At 41.2% G+C, this 23,294-nt stretch carries 15 protein-coding genes; 10 read left to right on the top strand and 5 right to left on the bottom strand.

Annotation, left to right across the window (positions count from 1 at the left end):
• Positions 1 to 375 precede the first annotated feature (375 nt).
• The gene (gene ruvC, locus AACU32_RS12140; RefSeq protein WP_096599796.1) at positions 376 to 867 is read right to left on the bottom strand and encodes a crossover junction endodeoxyribonuclease RuvC; all 492 of its coding nucleotides are present in this window, start codon (positions 865 to 867) and stop codon (positions 376 to 378) included.
• 323 nt (positions 868 to 1,190) lie between these two features.
• Between ruvC and AACU32_RS12135 the strand changes: the two genes are divergently transcribed.
• Complete coding sequence (locus AACU32_RS12135) at positions 1,191 to 2,561, top strand: gluconeogenesis factor YvcK family protein (protein ID WP_096599795.1); 1,371 nt, start codon at positions 1,191 to 1,193, stop codon at positions 2,559 to 2,561.
• A gap of 1 nt (position 2,562) precedes the next feature.
• Positions 2,563 to 3,045: a tRNA (adenosine(37)-N6)-threonylcarbamoyltransferase complex ATPase subunit type 1 TsaE gene (tsaE, locus tag AACU32_RS12130; RefSeq protein WP_096607969.1), complete on the top strand. Its 483-nt coding sequence runs from the start codon at positions 2,563 to 2,565 to the stop codon at positions 3,043 to 3,045.
• 1,271 nt (positions 3,046 to 4,316) lie between these two features.
• Here tsaE and AACU32_RS12125 read toward each other — a convergent pair.
• The gene (locus AACU32_RS12125; RefSeq protein WP_096599794.1) at positions 4,317 to 5,498 is read right to left on the bottom strand and encodes a patatin-like phospholipase family protein; all 1,182 of its coding nucleotides are present in this window, start codon (positions 5,496 to 5,498) and stop codon (positions 4,317 to 4,319) included.
• Positions 5,499 to 5,727: 229 nt separating this feature from the next.
• Positions 5,728 to 7,047 carry a dihydroorotase gene (locus AACU32_RS12120; protein WP_096599793.1) on the bottom strand — a complete coding sequence of 440 codons (1,320 nt, stop codon included), beginning with the start codon at positions 7,045 to 7,047 and terminating at the stop codon, positions 5,728 to 5,730.
• Between the two features lie 242 nt (positions 7,048 to 7,289).
• On the opposite strand from AACU32_RS12120, the gene lepB reads away from it, so the two are divergent.
• From lepB to AACU32_RS12080, 8 genes are all read left to right on the top strand, one after another.
• Positions 7,290 to 7,931, top strand: a complete 642-nt coding sequence (gene lepB, locus AACU32_RS12115) for a signal peptidase I (RefSeq protein ID WP_096599792.1) — start codon at positions 7,290 to 7,292, stop codon at positions 7,929 to 7,931.
• A 196-nt stretch (positions 7,932 to 8,127) separates the two neighbouring features.
• On the top strand, positions 8,128 to 8,913 hold the full coding sequence (locus AACU32_RS12110) for an MOSC domain-containing protein (protein WP_096599791.1): 786 nt from the start codon (positions 8,128 to 8,130) through the stop codon (positions 8,911 to 8,913).
• Between the two features lie 558 nt (positions 8,914 to 9,471).
• Positions 9,472 to 12,786, top strand: coding sequence for a hybrid sensor histidine kinase/response regulator (locus AACU32_RS12105; protein ID WP_096599790.1), 3,315 nt, complete (start codon positions 9,472 to 9,474; stop codon positions 12,784 to 12,786).
• The gene (locus tag AACU32_RS12100) at positions 12,783 to 14,618 is read left to right on the top strand and encodes a two-component system response regulator (RefSeq protein ID WP_096599789.1); all 1,836 of its coding nucleotides are present in this window, start codon (positions 12,783 to 12,785) and stop codon (positions 14,616 to 14,618) included. Before AACU32_RS12105 ends, AACU32_RS12100 begins: the two co-directional genes overlap by 4 nt.
• Positions 14,619 to 14,812: 194 nt before the next feature.
• Entirely contained in the window at positions 14,813 to 16,102 is a 1,290-nt protein-coding gene (locus tag AACU32_RS12095) for a hybrid sensor histidine kinase/response regulator (RefSeq protein ID WP_096599788.1), read from the top strand.
• Between the two features lie 313 nt (positions 16,103 to 16,415).
• Positions 16,416 to 17,603, top strand: coding sequence for a circadian clock protein LdpA (gene ldpA, locus AACU32_RS12090; protein ID WP_096599787.1), 1,188 nt, complete (start codon positions 16,416 to 16,418; stop codon positions 17,601 to 17,603).
• A 40-nt stretch (positions 17,604 to 17,643) separates the two neighbouring features.
• The gene (locus AACU32_RS12085; RefSeq protein ID WP_096599786.1) at positions 17,644 to 19,383 is read left to right on the top strand and encodes a R3H domain-containing nucleic acid-binding protein; all 1,740 of its coding nucleotides are present in this window, start codon (positions 17,644 to 17,646) and stop codon (positions 19,381 to 19,383) included.
• A gap of 491 nt (positions 19,384 to 19,874) precedes the next feature.
• Entirely contained in the window at positions 19,875 to 20,075 is a 201-nt protein-coding gene (locus AACU32_RS12080) for a hypothetical protein (RefSeq protein ID WP_096599785.1), read from the top strand.
• A gap of 13 nt (positions 20,076 to 20,088) precedes the next feature.
• Here the strand turns inward: AACU32_RS12080 and AACU32_RS12075 are convergent, their stop codons facing one another.
• Together AACU32_RS12075 and AACU32_RS12070 are read right to left on the bottom strand one after the other, a co-directional pair.
• Positions 20,089 to 20,667, bottom strand: a complete 579-nt coding sequence (locus tag AACU32_RS12075) for a nitrate transporter (RefSeq protein ID WP_096599784.1) — start codon at positions 20,665 to 20,667, stop codon at positions 20,089 to 20,091.
• A gap of 387 nt (positions 20,668 to 21,054) precedes the next feature.
• Positions 21,055 to 22,965, bottom strand: coding sequence for an acetate--CoA ligase family protein (locus AACU32_RS12070; RefSeq protein WP_096599783.1), 1,911 nt, complete (start codon positions 22,963 to 22,965; stop codon positions 21,055 to 21,057).
• Positions 22,966 to 23,294 lie beyond the last annotated feature (329 nt).

Below are 23,294 nucleotides of genomic sequence, written 5' to 3'. Positions count from 1 at the left end.
AGTAATCAGCCGTATAGAGGTTAGATACTAAAGTTTCAGCTTAGTTGGGTAGACATGCCGTATTTTAACCTTTACATTGTAATTATGACAAAAATTACCCATATTATCTTCAGTAGTAAATCAAATACTACCTCAACAAATCTGTCAATTGATTTTAATAAACAAAACAATGCTAGTTTTGACCTCGAAGCCTGATTTGCACCGATTCAAAAATTCAGAAGCACAACTCATTTTCAATCAATAAGTTCTCTCAATGCCTCAACCTTAATAACCTCTAAAAATTGAGGCGAGAGGTAGTGTGCCAGTTAGTAAAGAACTTTATTGTTTACTTAAGGACTTTATTGTCTACTTAAGAACTTTATTGTTTGTGATCAATTAAACCTGAAACCACGCGGTTAAAGCCACAGCCAAAGCATCGGACGCATCATCTGGCTTAGGAATCTCCTCTAAATTTAACTCCCGTGCCACAGCCTCTTGCACTTCGTATTTTTCGGCATTACCATATCCCGTTAACGCTTGTTTGATTTGGGCAGGGGTAAACTCCACATAGGGGAGATGACGCTGTGCTAAGACTAACATGAGTACACCCCGCGCTTGTGCAACTAGAATAGTGCTTGACATACGATAGAAGAATAACTTCTCAATCGCAACCAAATCAGGTTGCAACTCCTCGATCAGGGTGTGCAAATCGTCAAATAAGGTACACAATCGTTGTCCCATTTCCGTATTCGCAGGCGTGCTAATCACGCCAAAATCTAGCATCTCGACGGTTGTGTCTTGGATCTTGGCTTGATTTTGTTTGCAGGTAATTACCCCAAATCCTAAAATCGCCAGCCCTGGATCTAATCCTAAAATGCGTTTTTCCATTCAATTCACTTTGACCACAGAGGTGTTTTTTGACTAAAGAAGTATAAAGAATGAAGGATAAAAAAGTAACTCAGTACATCTCGCCGTGGGCGAAAAAATAGCTTTATGGGTAGTGTAATTTCGTACGGGCGAGTTTATCCAAAATATCGTGAATAATTGAGAATATCTGTGAACCCGCCCCTACTTCATACTTCATACTTCAGTTGATCGCTTACTCAAAGTCTACTGGAACGAAAAATTGTCATAAGTCTATGCTTGGTGTTTCAACCAGGTAGTGTACATTTTCTGTTAATCATTGTTTGTCCCACTGCACCGAATCAGGTATGTCAATTGCTTTTCTCAGACAAGCCCTCCACACTCTGCAACAGCAGTCGCGCCGGCGCACTCCCCATCGGGTGAACCAGTGGTTCAAGTGGTTATCTCCTGGGCTATCCATCAAACGTTGGTTGTTAATCAGTGTTGGCGGTGTACTGCTGGCGAGTCTGGGGTTGGCTATTTGGATTAAGCTGACTCCAATTTTTTGGGCAATAAAATTCCTGAGGAAGTTGTTGGGATTCATCACTGACATCTTACCCAACTATATCAGCGGCCCTTTAGTACTGCTGTTTGGCTTAATGTTGCTACTTTGGGGACAAACTCGTACTGTAGGCTCAATTACTAAGGTACTCAGGCCAGAAGGCGAAGAGGAACTGATTGATGTTCTTTTGGCCCATCACCGATTGTACCGAGGGCCAAAAATAGTGGTGATTGGCGGTGGTACAGGTCTTTCTACGTTGCTGCGGGGACTGAAAACCTACAGCGCCAATATTAGTGCTATTGTTACCGTAGCTGATGATGGTGGCTCTTCTGGGCGTTTGCGCCAAGAATTTGGTGTGCTACCACCAGGGGATATTCGCAATTGTTTGGCTGCACTAGCAGATGAAGAAAAGTTACTCACAGAATTGTTTCAATACCGCTTTCGGGCTGGGGATGGCTTAAGCGGTCATAGTTTTGGTAATTTATTTTTAACGGCAATGAGTGATATTACTGGGGATTTGGAACGAGCTGTTGCGGCTAGTTCCAAAGTCTTAGCAGTCAGAGGACAAGTTTTACCAGCTACCCTCAGTGATGTTCGTCTTTGGGCAGAATTAGCCGATGGTCGCCGAATTGACGGGGAATCTAGCATTCCCAAGGCGGGCGGTAGAATTGTGAAAATTGGCTGCATTCCTGCTAACCCGCCAGCCTTACCAGCAGCACTCAAAGCTATTAAAGAAGCTGATTATATTATTATTGGTCCAGGTAGCCTTTATACTAGCTTGATTCCTAATTTATTAGTACCAGAAATTGCTGATGCGATCGCTCAAACAAAAGCCCCCCGTATTTATGTCTGCAATATTATGACTCAACCTGGAGAAACTGAAGGCTATACTGTTGCCGACCATATTAGAGCCATTGATGCAGCTGTTGGGAATAGGCGGCTATTTGATGCTGTACTGGTACATAAAAAATCACCCTCTGCTAAGTCACTGATCCGCTACGCTCAACAAAATTCTCACCCCGTCTTCCTAGACAGAGAAGCTGTAACTCTTTTAGGGCGGAGAATTGTTCCAGCTAATGTTTTGTTTGAAGATGAAACAGGTTTCGTTCGTCACAATCCTGAAAAATTAGCAAAAGTGTTATTCCGGTGGTACAGTGGGGTTCATCATGGCAGATGAATTGAAAATTGTGCTTGCAGATGCAGAAGCCACCCTAAATTTGGGTATCACTTTTGGGCAATCTCTCGATGCTGGTAGTGTAATTTTGCTCTCTGGTGATTTAGGTGCTGGTAAAACTACTTTAGTACAAGGTATTGGCAAAGGTTTGGGGATTGCCGAACCAATTGTGAGTCCTACTTTTACAATTATTAATGAATACACTCAAGGACGGCTTCCCCTTTACCACTTGGATTTATACCGCTTAGAACCACAAGAAGTTGCAGCTTTAAACTTAGAAACTTATTGGGAAGGCTTTGAAGTTACACCGGGAATTGTCGCCATCGAATGGGCCGAAAAAATGCCCTACAAACCAGATAGTTATCTGATTGTCGATTTGTCTTATGGGAATGAAGGCGATCGCCAAGCTCAAATTACTTCATGTAATTATCCTCTTAGTGCAGTCATCGCCTCCATTGCTCCTAATTTCCAGGATGCTGAATTTTGACAACAGGGTTTTTTAAGTGGTTGATTACCCTGACACTTTGGCAACTAGTTAAAGAGACACTATGCTTTTACTATCTGCCACTACCACGCTCATCAGACTCATTAATTAACATAATTGTTTTAATTTCTCCTCAAAATCATGGAATAAGTAAACAACAGCAGACTAAGTGTTAGTCTTGACTAAAATCCTTCACATTCGGATTGGTATCCTCATACCAATTGGAAAAATGAGCGCTACAGATTACGGTTAGACGCTGTTTCACGAACCTACATATCTGTCATATTCTTTTCTCCAATTGATATTAGTAATTACTAGATGTAATCAATGCTTGTACTCAAGAAACAATTCCTCATGCAAATATTTCGGAAAAATTTTTAATTTCCTGGCACTATGCTTTTTCATCCTGAGATTACCTTGATAATTTACATGCTTGATTTTGGGCAAACAATTGTTGGGTAATTCCTGTAATCATTTGTCAAGCAGTACTATCAAGCTGTATTTGCCTGAGCAAGCAACTATTTTTTTTAACCACAGATTTTTAACCTGTGTTAATTAAGCATATATACACTTATCGCTCTTTGAGAACAGAGTTTTCACATACCAGATTCAAATTTATTTATCTAAATTATTTTCTCAAATTCACTGAAAAGGAAAAGAAAATACTGAAATAAGCAAAGCGCAAATCTAAAAATTAGGAAATCTCCCAGTTTTTATCAGCACTACAACCTATATTTAGACTAAATTTTTACCCAATGATTCAATGTTTATACAGATAAATATCAGATTAATCAGTTAATAGCCTGAATAAATTAATTAATTATTCTACCCAAAAAAGATATTTTTATACTCCTCATACCGATTTCATGAAGAACTCCACCCTTAACCCGCATTTCTCACAAGCTTTAAGCGTTTGATGGGGCGGAGGTCTATTGGGAGGAACCCTAACGCAGTACGGGGGGTAGAGGGGAAAGAACTTGTACAAGAACTCTCCCCTGCATAAGCGCACAAGCGCAGGCTTTGAGAGGTGTGGTGAGAAATCCGGGTTAAGGAGATCGAGTTTTTGGGCATGGGGAAGGTTTACCAATACCTGCCAGTTATCTCAAGCCGGCTCTTGAGCAACCTCGACCACCCACGGTTCGGAGTTTCCCGCCTACTGCCAATAAAAATTATTGTGAGTTTGTATTTATACGTAAACTTATGGTATTTATACGATATTTAGTTCCAGGGAGTTTTGTTGTTTATCTTTGTAAATGTATTTTTAGGTGGATACACTAGTTAATAGCAATAAAAGATGCGATCGCATCTTTTACATTCGGGCCTACATCATCTCTCGTATAGTAAGTATGTCCTTCATTAATATATGCAGATGTAGCATCTATCAATTGTTGAATAACCTCTTGGCGAGCGTCATCTATTTCTTCACTGACTTTTTTACCTGTATACTTGTTTTTTCGCTCTTGCGGTTTTAAGACGATGCGAGAATCCTTATATGTTTCTCCTGATTTCGCTTTAAATCTCTCATTTAAATCAAACTGAAGGCGTAAATAACGTTGAGATTCATATCCACCCATAATTTGTCGGCAAATAGTGCTATCAATTTCCGATGTCGGCTCCATAAAAATATCAGTAATATGTTGCGCCCAGTCTAAAGGCTTCCATTTGTCTAGTTGCTCAAATTGATATGGTTCACCAGTTTGTCCTGTGCCAATAGAAAGTATGGCGATATCTTTCATCTGGAGGTTTTCTAGTTGATATTTGCGCTTGATTTCGGGAGAAACAAACCGATCTGAAGATTGACTTATCCTCATCACCAAACTCAGTGCCGCTAAAGCAGGATTATTAGCCGAGACTCCACCATCGATATGAGGAAACACCCAATTACCAAATTTCTCTTTATCGACAGGCTCTAATTTATAGGGGGGAAAAAACGAAGGCGCTGATGCTGAAGCAGCACATATTTCCCATAGGTAACATTCATCATACCAACGGTATCCTAGATCTGGATGACAATTTGTAAAAAATGTTGTGTTGCGATAGAGCGTATCGTAAGCAAGAATCAAAATTATCGGACTATCTATATCTTTGATTCTCTTATATCCCAACTTATCTATTAAGACTTTAATCAGTCCTTCATGAGAATATTTGCTTGGGGAAAATGCTTCGAGAATAGGCTGTAAAAATGAAGGAAACCTCTGGTAGCGATTTTTTTGTTTGATTGGAAATATCCGCCTACCTTCGTTGATATATAGATCGACCAGTTCTGCACTTGTTTTACCTATAGCAATTCCGGCAGCGAGAATTGACCCAGTAGAAGTACCAGCAATCAGGTCAAAGTACTCATTTAAATTCTGACCTTTCTGCTTTCTCACCTGTTTCTCAACTTCTTGGAGTATCCGCGCTGAGATGACTCCACGCATACCACCACCATCTAAACTTAAAATTTTGAATGTCATATTTCTTATCCTGATTTTGTCATTTGTCAGTTGTCATTTGTCAGTTGTCGGATAACCAATGACCAATGACCAATGACCAATGACCAATGACCAATGACCAATGACTATTGACCATTGACCATTGACCATTGACCATACAATCTCTAGCAATGGCTTTGTCCGTTATACCATCACCTTGAAGTGTAATGATTTATAGTTTTACAGTACGTAACTTGGAAATAAAGATTGGCTACAAGAAAGTTAAAACTTGACCACGGACTTCTGTATTTAACTTACCTTTGTCATAGACAATTTCACCACCAACAATGGTGGTGACAGCCCAACCCGTCAAGTTCCAACCTTCAAAAGGACTCCAACCAGATTTAGTTAACAGTTCTTCACGCCGGACTGGGCGGTAAGTATCTAAATCTACAAGCACCAAATCAGCATCATAACCAGGAGCGATCGCACCCTTGTTGGGAATACCATAAGCAACAGCTACAGCCTTTGACATCCAATTCACAACTTGGGCAATGGTACACTTTCCTTCCATAGCTGCGGTTAACATTAAAGCAAGGGAAGTTTCCACCCCAGGCATCCCAGAGGGACTATTGGGATATTCTTGAGCTTTTTCTGCTAAGGTGTGGGGGGCGTGATCGGTGGCGATAAAATCAATGACACCATCTCGTAACGCTTGCCAAAGGACTTGATTATCATGGGGCGATCGCAATGGTGGATTCATCTGCGCCAGAGTGCCAATCTTTTCATAAGCACTGCTATTCAATACTAAATGCTGTGGTGTCACCTCTGCGGTTACCCAACTGGGTTTATCTTGCCGCAGTAAATCCGCTTCTTCGGCGGTTGACATATGTAAAATATGTAGGCGACGCTGGTATTTTTGAGAAAGTTTTAATGCTAACTTAGTTGCCAATAGTGCCGCTTGATTATCTTGAATTTGGGAATGAATCGCCGGATCGTGAATTCCTGCAAATTCTTGGCGACGTTGGTTAATTCTCGCTTGGTCTTCAGCGTGAACGGCAATCAAGCGATCGCCCTGAGCAAATATAGCCTCTAAAGCTGCTTCGGTGTCAACTAGTAACTGACCATGCATCGACCCCATAAAAATTTTAATTCCTGGTGTCGGGTTGGCGGTCAGTAAATCTGGCAGATTTTCTGCTGTTGCCCCAATAAAAAAGCCATAATTAACTAGGCACTTAGTGGAGGCACGTTGTAGCTTATCGTCTAGAGTTTGTTGATTAGTTGTGAGCGGACGAGTATTCGGCATTTCCAAAAAGGAAGTTACTCCCCCTTTGGCGCAAGCACAACTGGCGGTAAACAAATCTTCCTTGTGTTCCAGTCCGGGTTCGCGGAAATGCACCTGTGGATCGATGACTCCTGGCAACAAAGTTAACCCTGTTGCGTCAATTTCTCTAGTTGGGCTTAGTGTGGAGATTTCTGGTGCAACTTCGACTATTTGGCGATCGCGCGTCAGCACATCCCCAACCATGAATTCTCCATTAGGTAGAATTATCCGGGCACGGCGAATTAGTAAACTTTTTGGTGATGACATGGAGTTAACAATATTCAGATAGAGGACTATACTTCACAGACAACTATCTTTTTAGGTTAAACTTGGTTGCACTCTTAGTAGTCAATTTTTGCCGCAAGTGAGAAAAAGTTTATTGTTATATCTGTAGATTTCTGTAAAAATGGCGACGTAACTATCAAAGCAAAGTTTTGCCGTTAAAATTTATAAATATAGTTCCCTTGGCGAGTTAATTACCAGCATCTTTTCTTTACTTCAGTAATTTCATGCAAAATCAAGTGTCTGATAAAAATTCTAGTCAACAACCTGATAATTCCTGGATTGCAGAGCTAGGTAGAACAGTTATATTAAGCATAGTTCTAGCCCTAGGAATTCGTACTTTTGTTGCCGAAGCTCGCTGGATTCCTTCGGGATCGATGGAACCTACCCTGCATGGTACTCCAAACCAGTGGGAGGCAGACAAGATCATTGTGGATAAATTGAAGTATAAGTTTTCTCAACCTCAGCGGGGGGACATTGTCGTCTTTTCGCCTACAGACGAGCTAAAAAGAGAACAATACAATGATGCTTTTATTAAACGTATAATTGGCTTACCTGGGGAAAAAGTAGAACTCAGAAATGGCAAAGTCTATATTAACAACCAACCCCTCCAGGAAGATAAGTACCTCAGCGCCCAACAACGTACAGTCATTGATGTTTGTTCATCAACACAGCAAGTACCCTTCTTGGCAAAATCCCAGACTATACCCCCCAACTCATATTTAGTGCTAGGCGATAACCGTAACAGTAGCTATGACAGCCGCTGCTGGGGTGTTGTTCCTCAGCAAAATATCATCGGTCGTGCTGTGCTGCGTTTCTGGCCTCTCAATCACGTTGGTGGTCTCGATAAATCACCTTTATATCCGTAAACTTAGTGGTCTATCGTCAAAGTTTTAATCGGTTCGTAGAATCACATTAGTGCGGAAAAATCCACCGACTTAAATAGTGATTACAAACTTATAAGAAAATAGGCCGAAAAACTTTTGGTGAGGTACAGATAATCGTGGGGGCACAAGATGTTGTGCCCCCACCTGTATACTTCGTTAACCAGAAATACGCTGTATAATGCCATACTTAGCCAAGATTGTACTCTACCCCATTAAGTCCTTGGATGGCGTGGAAGTTGAAAACGTCCGAGTTCTTCCTAGTGGTGCGCTAGAGTATGACCGTGAATTTGCCATTTTTGATCAGGGCGGTAATGTAGTCAATGCTAAACGCCATGCCAAAATTCATTTATTGCGAACAGAATTTGCACTTCTTCAGAGAACCATATCTCTACAAATTCCCAGCAATGACTCACCAGAAATTTTTCATCTAGATCGGGAACGACAGTCGCTAGAGGCAACTTTAAGCGATTTTTTTGGTTTTGCGGTGACATTAGCGCAAAATTCACAGATGGGCTTCCCCGACGATCGCAACTGTCCAGGCCCGACTGTGATTAGTACCGCAACTTTGACAGCAGTGGCTTCCTGGTTTCCTGGTGTGAGTGTGGAACAAATGCGCCGTCGGATACGGGCCAATATTGAAATCGGCGGTGTACCAGCATTTTGGGAAGACCGGTTATTTAGCCCTCAAAGTGATGAGACTGTTTCCTTTCGGATAGGAGATGTCTGCTTTTTGGGAATTCAGCCTTGTAGCAGGTGCATAGTACCAACACGCGATCCTGACTCCTCTAAAGCTGACAGCAACTTTCAAAAAATATTTGTCCAGCAGCGACAAGCAACTTTGCCAGATTGGGCTGCTTCATCCCGGTTTAATCATTTTTACAGATTGAGTGTAAATACAAGACTATCTACCGCATCAGTTGCCAGAACGTTACAAATTGGCAACGAAATCGCAACACTTACTTAATATTTTTAATATTTCTTCAAATAAAAAAACAAATAGCAAAAATCTCCAAAATTTTTTAACTTTTTAATCGACTATATTATCTAGTAATTTTTCCAGTTTTGTAATTGAATATGTATGATTGTTTGCCTAAAACCAGAGATTTAGAGGCTGGATACTGAAGAGGTAAACAATTTAAAATTCCCTATCGGCTCTAGTGTCAATTGTAACAGTTAATCTGGATCTGCATACTGTAGTTAATTAGTTAAATTTCAACCAATATAGATGCGAATCCGAATCAGTGTAAATATATATTTTCCCTAATCAGAGAAAATATGCTGAGACATTTTCACAGAAAATTCAGCAAATTTGCCTGTTAAAAGCAAACTTTAAAATTGAGTAGAGGAGGAATAAAGTAAGAACAACAATTATATTCAACAGAAGTGCTGCTATTTTTGATACAAATTTAGGCGAAGTGCGTCATGGAATTTGAACCAAAAAATAGTACTATTTCTGATATTTTTTGTATTTTATATTACAATTGTATCCCTGGTGTAGCAATGGGGACAAAATCTAAAAACAATGTTATCTAAACTTCAGCCCGTCAAATCTCTCAATCGGTTAGTTGAGAAAACTTATATCAATATGATGCCCCTCAAATCTGTTTTAATTGTGCCTTTTGTGTTGCAATTTTGTGGAACTGTAGGGCTTGTGGGCTATCTTTCGTTTCACAACGCACAAACAGCGGTAAAAGATCTAGCAACTGAGTTAGAAAGCGAAATCTGCGATCGCATCGAACAATATCTCGATCAATACTTAACAACTCCTCGGGAAGTTAATCAACTTAACTCTGATGTCATGCAGTTAGGTTTGCTCAATCTTTCTGACTTGCAAACAACCGGATACTACCTTTGGAAACAAATGCAGGTTTTAAATCTTGGCGACAGCAAGTTTGCTAATCCCAAGGGTGAATTTATTGGTATTGAACGCCTAGATAAAGGTACACTTTTGATTCAGGAAGTTTCGCAAAAGCAGGGTATTGGTAAACTTTATGTTTACGCTACAGATCAGCAAGGGAATCGCAGCGATCTCAAGGAAGTCAAAAATTACGATCCCCGGCGAGACGCTTGGTATAGAAATGCAGTTAATCTTGGCAAGCCCGTCAGGAATCACACAGAAAATTTATCTCTATCTTCTAGTTATCCGCTTTACGATCGCACTCACAAACTGGTGGGAGTAATTGGGACAAATCTGCTATTGTCAAAAATTAGTAATTTTTTAGCTAAATTCAACGTCGGTCATGGGGGCAGAGTCTTTATTTTAGAGCGTTCTGGACTAATAGTAGCCGACTCTTCGCCCGAACTACCATACACTTTACCTTCAAGAGAAAGTGAAAATTCCTTAATCAAACTCACAACTCAATATTTGCGCCAACATTTTGGCAGCTTGGGGTTCGTGGTTGGCAAACAAAAAATTAGTTTTACAACCCAAAAGACTCGTTATTTTGTCAATATTAAAAATTGGCGTGATGAGTTTGGCCTCGACTGGCTGATTGTGGTGGTGCTTGACGAAGCTGACTTGTTCAAACAAATTAACCCTAACAACCCTACTAACTTTTTATTTCTAGTTGCCTTTTTAATAATTGCACAATTTGGTCTGATCACTGCTTGCTGGTTCATCAAGCTCATGATGCAATTCAATAAATCAGTCCAAAAAATCCCTGCCGGTAAGTTAGAACAGACAAGAGAACACCAGCCTGCTGACGAACTGGGTAAATTGGCTAAATCATTAAATAGTGGAGAAACTCATCTGCTCAAAACTGTAACTACCTTACAAGCAACACATACAGCCTTAAATCAATTTTTATCTATAAATCAGAGTCAACCGACTCAATTTTTAGCACCTCAGGGGCTAGGTAATTATGAAAATTGCGATCGCCTGAGCCAGCAGATTTTTAGTCGGGGTGCAACAGCAGTTGACCAAGTTTATATGGCCGACACTGAGCAAATCTACCGCAGCCTAGACAGGAAGCAGCTAGTTGTCAAATATCGCCTACCGGGAGCCAAAGCCTTACCAGGAAAAAGCTTCAGAATTAAAGAACTAGAAGTTCGCTATCCTGAGAAAACAATTCTGATTGAAGCCTTGAAAATGCCAATATATGACGAATTAGACAATGTTGTCACTGCGCCTAATTTATCCGAAATTCCTCAACCTCCACAACCAGACAAATTGTTAACACAATACAATCGCCTGTTAGAATCACAAGTCAAAAAACGTACCCAAGAACTCTTAAAAGTTATTCAACAACTGCAAACAACTCAAAAACAACTGATTCAATCCCAAAAAATTGCTGCCAGAGGAAGATTAGCTGCTGAGCGAGCCAACCGTGCCAAAAGCAAATTTCTTGCCAACATGAGCCATGAGTTGCGGACTCCACTCAATGCCATTTTAGGTTTTACCCAAGTCATGAGCAATGACAATTCTTTATCTTCTGAACATCAGGAGAATTTGGCAATTATTAATCGCGCTGGCGAGCATCTTTTGAATTTAATCAATGACATTCTCGAAATGTCTAAAATCGAAGCTGGCAAAACTAGCTTGAATATCAAGAGTTTTGACTTAATTCGGCTGTTGACAAGTTTGGAAGAGATGTTTTGTCTCCGCGCTGCTGCTAAAGATTTACGACTAGTATTTGAATATGCTCCGAATCTTCCCCGATATGTGCAAACTGATGAAAGCAAACTCCGGCAAATTTTACTAAATCTCTTGGGCAATGCCATCAAGTTTACTCATAAAGGCAACGTGATCGTTAGGGTCAGTGGAGGATCGCCAGAAGATCACGATCCCCGTCTTTACTTTGAAGTGGAAGATACTGGCCCGGGAATTGCTCCCCAAGAACTTCACCTTTTATTTGAAGCTTTTGGACAAACCGAAACTGGTAGACAATCGCAACAGGGAACAGGACTAGGCTTAACCATTAGCCGCAAATACATCCAAATGATGGGTGGAGATATTACTGTTACCAGTAATCCAGGTGAGGGAAGTAAATTTACTTTCGATATTCAAATTAGTCTGGCGGTTGCTAGTGAAATTCGTGGGGAGCAACATAAACAGCAAATTGTTGGTTTAGCACCAAATCAAGGCGAATATCGCATCCTAGTGGTTGACGATGTCAGAGAAAGTCGGCTGTTGTTAGTTAAAATGCTGACATCTATCGGATTTACTGTCCAGGAAGCTACTAATGGTCAAGAAGCGATCGCCCAATCTTTAGAATGGGAACCACACCTGATTTTGATGGATATGCGGATGCCGATCATGGACGGCTACGAAGCCACAAAAGTGATTAAAAAACAAATGGAGTATCAGGAAGAAATTTTACCATCTCATCACCAAACACGGAGATTAGGAAACTCCTCCACCCACCAGGCTGACCAATGGTTAACAATCCCAGTATGCACCAGTAGAGAAAATAACCATGTACCTATTATTATTGCCTTAACTGCCAGCGCCTTTGAAGAAGAACGACAGAAAATTTTGTCAATCGGTTGCGACGATTTTATTCGTAAGCCATTTACTCAAGAAGTCTTACTAGAAAAAGTTAGCGAACATCTGGGTGTAAAATATATCATCCCAGTAGAGACTGTAAATCCATCTGCTAGTCAACAAACAGAGATATTTCCTAGCGAAGCTGAACTTATGTGGCATTTGTCGCAAATGCCTAATCAATGGTTAAGAAATATACGTCATGCCGCAGCTAGCTGTAGCGATGACATGATTTTTGAGTTGCTGGCGCAAATACCTCCAGAAAAAAGTCAAATTTTCCGGCTTTTGGGGGAATTAGCCAACAACTATCAGTTTGAAAAAATTATGGAATTGACTAAAACAAACCTAGAATGAACTACGAGCGGTTAGAACCTGAGAAAAAAGATATTTTGCTCATTGACGACATGGCAGATAACCTGCGAGTTTTATCCTCGCTGCTGACCAGAGAAGGATATAACGTTCGCAAAGCTTTAAACTGGCAAATGGCTTTGACTGCTTGTCAAACAGTACTGCCAGATTTGATTTTACTCGATATTATGATGCCAGAGGTTGATGGCTACGAGGTTTGCCAGCGTTTTAAGGCTTGGGATATGACTGCTAATATTCCAGTAATTTTTATTAGCGCCTTAGATGATGTTTTTGACAAGATAAAAGCGTTTAAAGTAGGCGGTGTAGACTACATTACTAAACCTTTTGAATTGCAAGAAGTGTTAGTACGGGTGCAAAATCAACTGGCCCTTAGATCAGCACAACTAGAAGTAATTAAGCTCAATGTCGAACTCGAACAAAGGGTGAAACAGCGCACTTGGGAACTAGAAAAAGCTCTGCAAAAACTCCAGGCAGAAATCATTTCTCGTCAAGAACTGCAAAGTAAACTGCTAGATATAGCCTTGCATGATTCGCTGACTGGTTTAGCAAATAGAGTTTTATTTATCAGGCGGCTAGAAAAGGCTCTAAATCGTGCTAAGCAACAACCTAATTATCAATTTGCCATTCTTTATTTAGACTGCGATCGCTTTAAAGTGATCAATGATTCTCTAGGACATTTAGTCGGAGATGAATTACTGTTAGCCATTGCCCACAGGCTACAATCCTCTTTGAGTGCGATGGATACTATAGCTAGATTAGGTGGTGATGAATTTGGCATTTTGCTAGAAAATACCACCAATATCAATATGGTAATTGAAGTTGCAGAACGTATTCTTCAGCAGCTATCACTTCCCTTTAAACTCACAAGATATGAGGTATTTATGAATGTCAGTATTGGCATTGCTTGGGGAAATAAAGATTACGATCGCCCTGAGTATTTGCTTCGCGACGCTGACACAGCAATGTATCGTGCTAAGGCTTTGGGTAGAGCTAGATATCATGTTTTTGATCCCATAATGTATCAGGAAGCCATCCAGCTTTTAGAAATCGAAAACGATCTGCGCAGAGCTGTAGCACGCCAAGAATTTCTTGTTTACTATCAACCTATTGTTTCCCTGCTTACAGGTAAAATAGCAGGCTTTGAAGCCCTAGTGCGCTGGCAGCATCCAATTCGTGGTTTAATTCTCCCAGCAGATTTTATTCCCATAGCAGAAGAAACCGGATTGATTAACGCTATTAACACTTGGGTGTTACAGTCAGCTTGCCAACAATTACGTTTATGGCAAGATAACCCACTCATACCCGAAACCCTGACTATTAGCGTCAATTTGAGTGCGCGGCTGTTTTCACAACCGAATTTCATAGCCCAAATTGATGAAATTCTCTATGAAACTCAAGTCAATCCCGAAAAATTAGAACTGGAAATTACAGAAAGTGTAATTATGGAAAATAGTCATGCAGTCAAAACAATTCTCGAACAATTAAAAGAGCGGAACATTAAGTTAGTCATGGATGATTTTGGTACAGGTTATTCTTCTTTAAGTTATCTACATAGCTTCCCTTTGAATGCACTAAAAATAGATAAGTCTTTCGTCAAAAGAATGCAGGAAAATCAAGAAGATATAAGTTTAGTACCCGCCATGATTGGTATTGCTGACTCAATGGGAATGCGAGCGATCGCTGAGGGTGTGGAAACCATAGAACAGTTAGCCCAATTGCGAAGTTTAAACTGTGAATTTGCTCAGGGATTTCTCTTCTCTCGACCCATAGAACAGCAATCAGTTCTCAATCTACTCACAACCGCACCTCAATGGTAATTAATTTGTCATTTGTCATTTGTCCTTTGTCATTTGTATAAGTATAGTTGATCCATGTTCCATGACTAAAAATTTATGTCTAAATATCTAATCACTAATGACAAATACTTCAACCATTCGATAGACTGAGGGCATCGCTTCACTCAGTACAAGTGGCTAATGACAAATGACCAATGACAAATGACAAATGACAAATGACAAATAACCAAAACAATCATAAAGGGAATATTTTGGTGGTCGATGATACCCCAAATAATTTGCGTCTTTTATCAGCCATGTTAACAGCACAAGGCTATGAAGTTCGCAAAGCCTTAAATGGAAAAATGGCGCTGACTGCGTGCAGAGTAGTTTTACCAGATGTAATTTTACTTGATATTAATATGCCAGAAATGGATGGATATCAAGTTTGTCAACAACTCAAAAGTGACAAAATTACTGCGGAAGTTCCTGTGATTTTTATTAGTGCTTTAGATGATGTTTTAGATAAAGTTAAAGCCTTTGATGTGGGAGGTGCTGATTATATTACTAAACCATTTCATGGCGCAGAAGTTATATTACGCATTGAAAATCAAATTAATTTGCGGTTATACCAAGTTAAACTACAAGAAAAAAATCTTTTATTAGAACAGGCTCTGGCTAATTTGCAAGCTGCGCAAGTTCAACAAATTCAAAACGAAAAGATGGTAGCACTAGGTCAGTTAGTCGCTGGAATTGCCCATGAAGTTAATAATCCGATCAGTTTTATTTATGGCAATCTGCAATATGCTGGTCAGTATATCCAAGATTTAGTCAATATTATTACAGCATATCAACAAGAATATGCCAAACCTACTTCTAAAATTGAAAAAATCCTCAAAGATATAGATTTAAATTTTGTAACTAAGGATCTGCAAACTCTCATGGGTGCTATGTATAGAGGTGCAGAGCGGATCACCGACATAGTCCTCGCACTACAAAACTTCTCCCGACACGACGAAGCGGTGATGAAGCAGGTGAATATTCATGAAGGCATCAACAGCACTTTAGTAATGCTACAACATCGATTTCGGGAAACTGTAGATCGTCCGGCTATTGCTATAGTTAAAAATTACGGAGATTTGCCTTTAGTTACTTGTTATCCTAGTGAACTCAACCAAGTATTTATGCATTTATTAAATAATGCGATTGATGCATTAAACGGGTTGGCAATTAACAGCAAAATTATTGAAAATCCGCAAATTCAAATTTTTACACAGTTAACAGACAACAATACAGTCAAAATTGCGATCACAGATAATGGCCCTGGTATCGAGCAGTCCTTGCGATCGCGTTTGTTTGATCCATTTTTTACCACAAAACCCGTAGGCAAAGGTAGTGGGCTAGGATTGTCAATTAGCTATCAAATTGTGGTGCAAAAGCATCGTGGACAGATAACTTGTTCTTCATCCCCAGGACAAGGAGCAGAGTTTTTACTGGAAATTCCTCTACAACAACCTGAGTATTAAAGTTTTTGCTTTTACAATTAAATACACAATAATATGCTTAAACGCATTTATACTAAATTTAATTATTCGCGCTGATACAGGCTGTGATTAAGTTCTTTAATGTTAAATTTCTGATACCTCTTGTTTATATTTCGTCATCAGAGCCAAAGGGCACACATCATACTGAAAGAACAGTGAAATCTATTTCTAGCAAGGGTTGACAGCCGAATCCGCAATTGGTGAGTAAAACCCAAGAGAAGTAAAAATGGGGAAATCAGGATTTTTTCTCTATAAGAGACTACATTTTTCAGTCTCATAAAAGCATAATAGAGATGTGACTGATCTGTTTACCCCTTTACAATCCCTCAAAGAAGGTCACTGGTTCAAGCTCATCTGTGGAGCCAGTTTCCAGCATCTACCTGCGGTCAGAAGTTTAACATTAGCCTACACTTTGGCGGGCGCTGACTGTATAGATGTCGCAGCTGATCCGGCGGTGATTGCAGCGGCGCTTTCAGCGCTAGCAGTAGCCTCTAATCTAGCTTTTGATGCTCAGGAGCGAGGCTTTGCCTTTAAAGGGAACTTACCATTTTTGATGGTCAGCCTGAATGATGGAGAAGACCCCCATTTTCGCAAAGCAGAGTTTAATCCGACTGAGTGCCCCCAAGACTGTCCCCGCCCCTGTGAAAGGATTTGTCCAGCACAAGCAATTGTGTTTAACAGTATAAAAGATAACTACTCGGGTGTAGTAGCCCAAAAGTGTTACGGCTGTGGTCGTTGCATACCAATTTGCCCATATGATATAATTTATACAAGCTCATATATGTCAACGCCGGGAGCGATCGCACCATTAGTAATGTCAACAGGAGTAGATGCTGTCGAGATTCATACACAGGTAGGGCGGTTTGCAGAATTTCAGCGATTATGGCAAGCAATTTCACCGTGGGTGGATAAATTAAAATTAGTAGCGATCAGCTGTCCCGATGGCGAAGGCATGATTGATTACCTTCAAGCACTATATGACCTAATGCACCCCCGCCCCCATGCCTTAATTTGGCAGACTGATGGTCGTCCGATGAGTGGAGATATTGGCGATGGCACCACTTCAGCGGCGGTGAAATTAGGACAAAAAGTTTTGGCAGCTAAGTTACCCGGATATGTGCAGTTAGCAGGCGGCACCAACAGCTACACCGTTGCCAAGTTAAAGGCGATGGGACTGCTGAAGATAGCAGGAGAAGAGGACACAGGGACACGGGGACACGGAGACGCGGGGAATGTTTCTTCTAACTCCCTCACCGCGTCAGAACGTCTCCCACTCTCCGCGTCCTCGATTGCTGGAATCGCCTACGGTAGCTACGCCCGTGTACTGCTGTCACCAATTTTGGCACAGTTAGAAAATCAGGAGGTGAGTAAAACCAATGTTAAGGCGACTGTCCGCCTGGAAGAAGACGATGTATTACTCTGGCAGGCTGTAGAGCTTGCCCATTCTCTCGTTTCCCAGCTCAAGTCTCAACAGGAGCGCTAATCGCTCGTTCGTTATCTCTAAAAACGTCACCATAGAAAGCATGACGATTACAGACGATCTCCAAAAGTTGTTAGACATTTTGCCCCAAGACTTACGACAAGTACTAGAGGATCATCCCAAACGAGACAGTTTAGTAGAAGTAGTCTTGGATCTGGGCCGTCGCCCAGAGGCTCGCTTTCCTAATCAAGCTGAGTATCTGAGCGAAAAGCCTGTAACTCAAGAACAGATAGATGATTGCATTCAGCGAGTTGGAATTTTTGGCGGAGATAATCGGGCAGGAATTGAGCAAACTTTGCACCGGATCAGCGCCATTCGCAACCGCACAGGCAAGATTATTGGCTTGACCTGTCGTGTCGGTCGGGCGGTATTCGGCACCATTGGCATGATTCGCGATTTGGTAGAAACTGGTAAATCGATTCTGATGCTGGGGCGACCAGGGGTCGGTAAAACTACTGCCTTACGGGAAATTGCCCGTGTTTTGGCCGATGAACTCAATAAGAGAGTGGTAATTATCGACACCTCTAACGAAATCGCTGGGGATGGAGATGTTGCCCACCCCGCCATTGGTCGCGCCAGACGGATGCAAGTAGCTCATCCAGAGCTTCAGCATCAAGTAATGATTGAAGCAGTGGAAAACCATATGCCAGAAGTCATCGTCATTGATGAAATTGGCACAGAATTGGAAGCCTTGGCAGCTCGTACCATTGCCGAACGCGGTGTACAACTGGTAGGTACTGCTCATGGTAACCAGATAGAAAACCTGATCAAAAACCCCACACTTTCTGATTTGGTGGGGGGTATCCAAGCGGTGACGTTAGGAGATGACGAAGCGAGACGCCGGGGCAGTCAAAAGACTGTTTTGGAACGCAAAGCCCCTCCTACCTTTGAGATTGCTGTGGAAATGTTAGAACGGCAACGCTGGGTAGTACACGAAAGCGTTGCGGACACGGTAGATACTCTTCTCAGGGGTCGCCAACCTAGCCCGCAAACCAGAACTGTTGACGAACATGGCAAGGTGTCTATGACCCGCCAGCTGTCAGTGGTCAACGGTCGCGGTGGTGCAAGCCAAGCAAATGGGGAAGACTCTTTCGCTAGCTCTCGCCAACCTAATGGCTGGCGTTCATCTGGACAGATGGTAGCCTTACCAGCCCCATCTATAGAGCGGGAGAGAGTTACTGGGCGCAGTGAATTTGACCGCTTGCTGGATGAGTCGTTTAATTACGCAGATACGATTGATTTTAGTGTCGGCAAAAAACCAGGCCCCAATGGCGAAGATTTGCCACTGCACGTTTACCCCTATGGCGTTAGCCGCCACCAACTAGAGCAGGTAATTAGCGTGCTATCTTTGCCAGTGGTATTGACAAAAGACATCGATAGTGCAGATGCAATTTTGGCACTGCGATCGCATGTCAAAAACCATGCCAAATTAAGGCAAATGGCCAAAGCCCGTCATGTACCCATTCACATGATTAAGTCCAGCACCATACCGCAAATTACTCGTGGCTTACGGCGGTTGCTGAACATTGACGACCCAGAAATCGCCGATGACCGAGAACTACAACTGTTGTTACACAATGGTAGCGATGACGAAATGGATGCCCTAGAAGAAGCTAGACTTGCTGTAGAGCAAATAGTTATTCCCAAAGGACAGCCAGTTGAGTTATTACCCCGTTCTCCCCAAGTCCGCAAAATGCAACATGAGTTGGTAGAACATTATCGGCTCAAGTCCCATAGTTTTGGTGAAGAACCAAATCGCCGCTTAAGGATTTATCCGGCGTAATCTCACCCCTATCCCCTCTTCTAGTTTTAGGAGAGGGGAATTCACGGAACAAACTTCATGTCTTATCAAAAATTTGGGTTGAAAACCCCGTCCTACAAGGAGCGGCTTTTGGTAAAATATTACTTGTGGTAGGGTAATCAACCACATAAAAAACCCGATTGCTACCTAACACGTAGACGCTGAACCTTGACAATTAAATCTAGATGGTTCTACTTCGTAGTTCTAGTATCACCTGGAAGTAGGTAAAAGATTTACAGCTACTAGACTAACAGCATTGTACAGAAAGATATATCTTTCTCTAACAAACAAATTTTGCACGGCAGGTGCTTCAAGTCTGGCGACCGAACGCACTGCCTCAACAATGCAACTAGGGTAGGGCATACCCGAAGTTAACGCTTGGGGAGAGAACCACCTCTGGGCTAGATACCGCAAGGGGTCTAGGCTAAGTGGACTCACTGAACCAAGAATCCTCGCACCAATAGGCGCGAGGAGTGTCAAAGAGAATTCTCTTTAATAGCAAAAACGATCAGCCAATTCCCACAATCTACGGTAGACTTACCAGCGGTAACCTGTGGACATTCCTCAAGTTGGAAGCTAGCACTGTCACAATTGATTTAACTGAATACTTGATTCCCCCAGTAGAGAAGATATTAGGTATTTTGGTTTGGATGGTGCGATCTCAATCAAATTAGTATTAGACGTGGTTTACTTGTTAGTAGATCTGTTACCTACTGAGACCATTTGCGCCAGAAGATAGCCACTGAAATCGAAAAACTGATCTAGTAAACAGCCAATCACACCAATGTAAAATATTGCCTGGATCAGGTAATTAGTATTCCCAACTTTATAAGCATCCCAGGCCAGTAAGCCAAGTCCTTTTGGCCCGTTCAACATTTCTATAGCAATAACTGTAAACCATGCTACCCAAATGCTTACTTTGAAAGCATGAAATGTATGAAATATTGCTGCACGCAAGTTCTTATTCTGTCTGTAAAAATGCCGCATTCCGATCGCAGTATTCACAATCATTGACCAGAGAGTGCCAATGAAAATTACCACCACAGATGCAACTTCACTATCTTGAAATACAATCAGAGCAATCGGTAGCAACGCTATAGGAGGGATACTATGGGGTATTTGAAATATCCGCCTGCTTAGCTGATAGAGCGTATCATTTATACTGATGAAGTAGCCAATGAAACCACCTACAATAGCGGCGGGGATATAACCTACAAATAACTTTTGCAGGCTAGATAAAACATCTAGAGGTATACTGTGTTCCATGCCTCAGTTCTCATGAAAGCAAGTCTAGGGAATACTGCGGCAATTGCAAAAAAGAGCGAATAGATTTTCCACAAACAAGGCAGTGAGCAGATAAGGAGGACTGAAAGTCTTCTTAAATCAAATTTAACAATAGATGAAAGCTAACTTAATAAATTAAATAAAATTTCAATAATTCACTTTTGAGATGCTCTTAAGCTAAATAAGGAAAAAAGTCAATTAAATATAGAGCAGATTGCAATTTTGTGAGTCATAAGGGCACAACGGCCGTTCATTGATATCAACTTATGTGTCGCAAACATTATTTGAAATGGTATTAGCTCCCCGACTTCTTGAAGAAGTCGGGGAGCTGACGCTTCGCAACCCTAAATTAATGACACAGACCGAATCTCACAAAATTGTGCCGATTTCTTTCAAATAAACTCGTGTAAATGGCTCATCTTCTCCCAAGGTGTAATCTTCAATTAACCCTTTACGGCTAATAGAAACATTGTCTCCTTGCTTAATCACCACAGTAGAACCTTCTAAGACATCCCTGACTAAAATCCTTTCAATATCAGTGGGATTATCTAGAACCACCATATTACTATTTTGGTAAAACATCCCATCCCGATCTAATATTTCCTCCTCATATTCAGCAATTAGTAAATCAAGTTTGGGATTACGCAATAAACTTTGAATATTGCTGTTGTAATCTTTGCTTAAAACTTTTTTCGATCGATTGACAAAAACTCCATCACGACAAACAGCACCAATTGTCCACTCAGGATGTTGCAAAAGAATATGGTCTATTGTTTCTTGCAACTCTTGGACTGAGATTTTATTAAAGGTAATAATTGGTATCCTAGCTTCTGTACCTGATTCAAAAAAAGTTCCCAAGATATGGGCAGGTACATCAACACTATCACCAACCGCTGGGTTTAGATGCATCAAAATACCAGGGGCGGCGTTGATTTCTAAAATCGCAAAGTTACCAGATTTCCAAGATTCAGAAAGGCTTTTGGTAATTACATCAATCCCCAAACAAGTTAATCGGAAGTGTTGGGCAATGTCCTGCGCCAAGATAATATTGTCATGGTGAACTGTATCGGTAGCATTAATGCTGATACCGCCAGCTGAGAGATTAGCTACTTTGCGCAGATAAACAGTGCGGTCTTTTTCAATGACACTATCTAATGATAAACGCTGTTCTGTTAAGTACAATTCCATCGCTTCATCACGCTGGATTTTACTCATGGGAGAAGTGGGTGTATCCCAACGTGCAGGTTTGCGGTTTTCTTGGCGAATTAACTCATCAATAGTAGAGTCGCCATCACCAACAACCGATGCGGGACGGCGTTCTGTAGCGGCGACAAATTTACCATTGACGCACAGTAAGCGAAAATCTGCTCCGGATATGCTTTTCTCAACAATGATCCGCGTAGGCTGTTCTTCTGGGATGGCAACTACTGCTCTATCATATGCAGATTCTAGTTCTTCTGAGTCTTGTACCTCGGCTGTCACACCAATTCCTTTGTGACCTACCACAGGTTTAACTGCTACTGGATAGCCAATTTCTCTAGCTACCGCCATAGCTTCTTTTTCGGTAGTGACGATATCACCCTCAGGTACGGGGAAACCCAAGGTTTTTAAGAAAGCCTTACAGTCATCTTTACGAGTGGTAAAGTCAGAGTCTATATGACTATCACAATCAAAAGTTGTGGCTACACCACGAATATGTTTTTTGCCATAGCCGTATTGCATTAGTCCTTCTTCCCACAAATAAAAACTGGGAATACCTTTTTCGTAAGCTGTGCGCAATAAGGCGTAGACTGTGGGGCCACCGTAGACAGATTGCCTAAATCTATTTTGCAACCGTGTTAGTTCATCTTCAAACAGAAAGTCTGCATCTCGGTTAATCGCTTCAAACCAATCCCAAACAAAGTACACTACTCCTCTAGTTGTGCGTTCGTGAAGCGATTGAATGGCGATGCGCACAGAATCTGAATTTGGCTGTACACTCCAACGGGTGAGGTGTAAGCCCATTTCCAGTTTTCCTACTTCTGATAGAGTTTGGGCAAACAGATGGGCGTAGGATTCGTATTCTTGATTGGCTAAATTGGGATAGCGATCGCTAATAACTGTAACATAGTCCTCAATCGGCAGAGGTTTTCTATACTCAGTCATCACCAAATCGAATACTAAGGCCCCTACTTCCAGATAGGGGTTTGGGCCCATGTAATGCTTGAACTTGAAAATATCGAACACGTCAGTTTTTCTAGCATTGATGCGGACTGCATCGGTGCTTTTTTCTTGAAGCATTGATGATAAACCTCTAGCTAAACACCCTGAAGTCCGGACGCACAGTGGCGTTTACCCAGACCTATTTACGCTCAATTGATTCTCTTTATTGCTTGGGGAGCGATCGCTTGACCACTCAATTAGAGTATAAAACTCAACCTTCAATCAGACAGCTTAACTCTACTGAGAGATTTTTTCAGCTATCTCAGGGCATAATCAAGCAGTTTCTATATTTATGACTCAGTATGGACGAGACTAAGAATATTTTTACACCAATACTCTGCCTAAAAAATATAACCTTTGAAAGGTGCAAGCTACTTCCAATTTTTATATATCTAGTATACGTATAT

The sequence above is a fragment of the Calothrix sp. NIES-2100 genome, from assembly GCF_963875285.1.
In the GTDB taxonomy this organism is placed as follows: Bacteria; Cyanobacteriota; Cyanobacteriia; order Cyanobacteriales; family Nostocaceae; genus Aulosira.
This window is presented reverse-complemented; position numbering and strand designations above follow the sequence as displayed.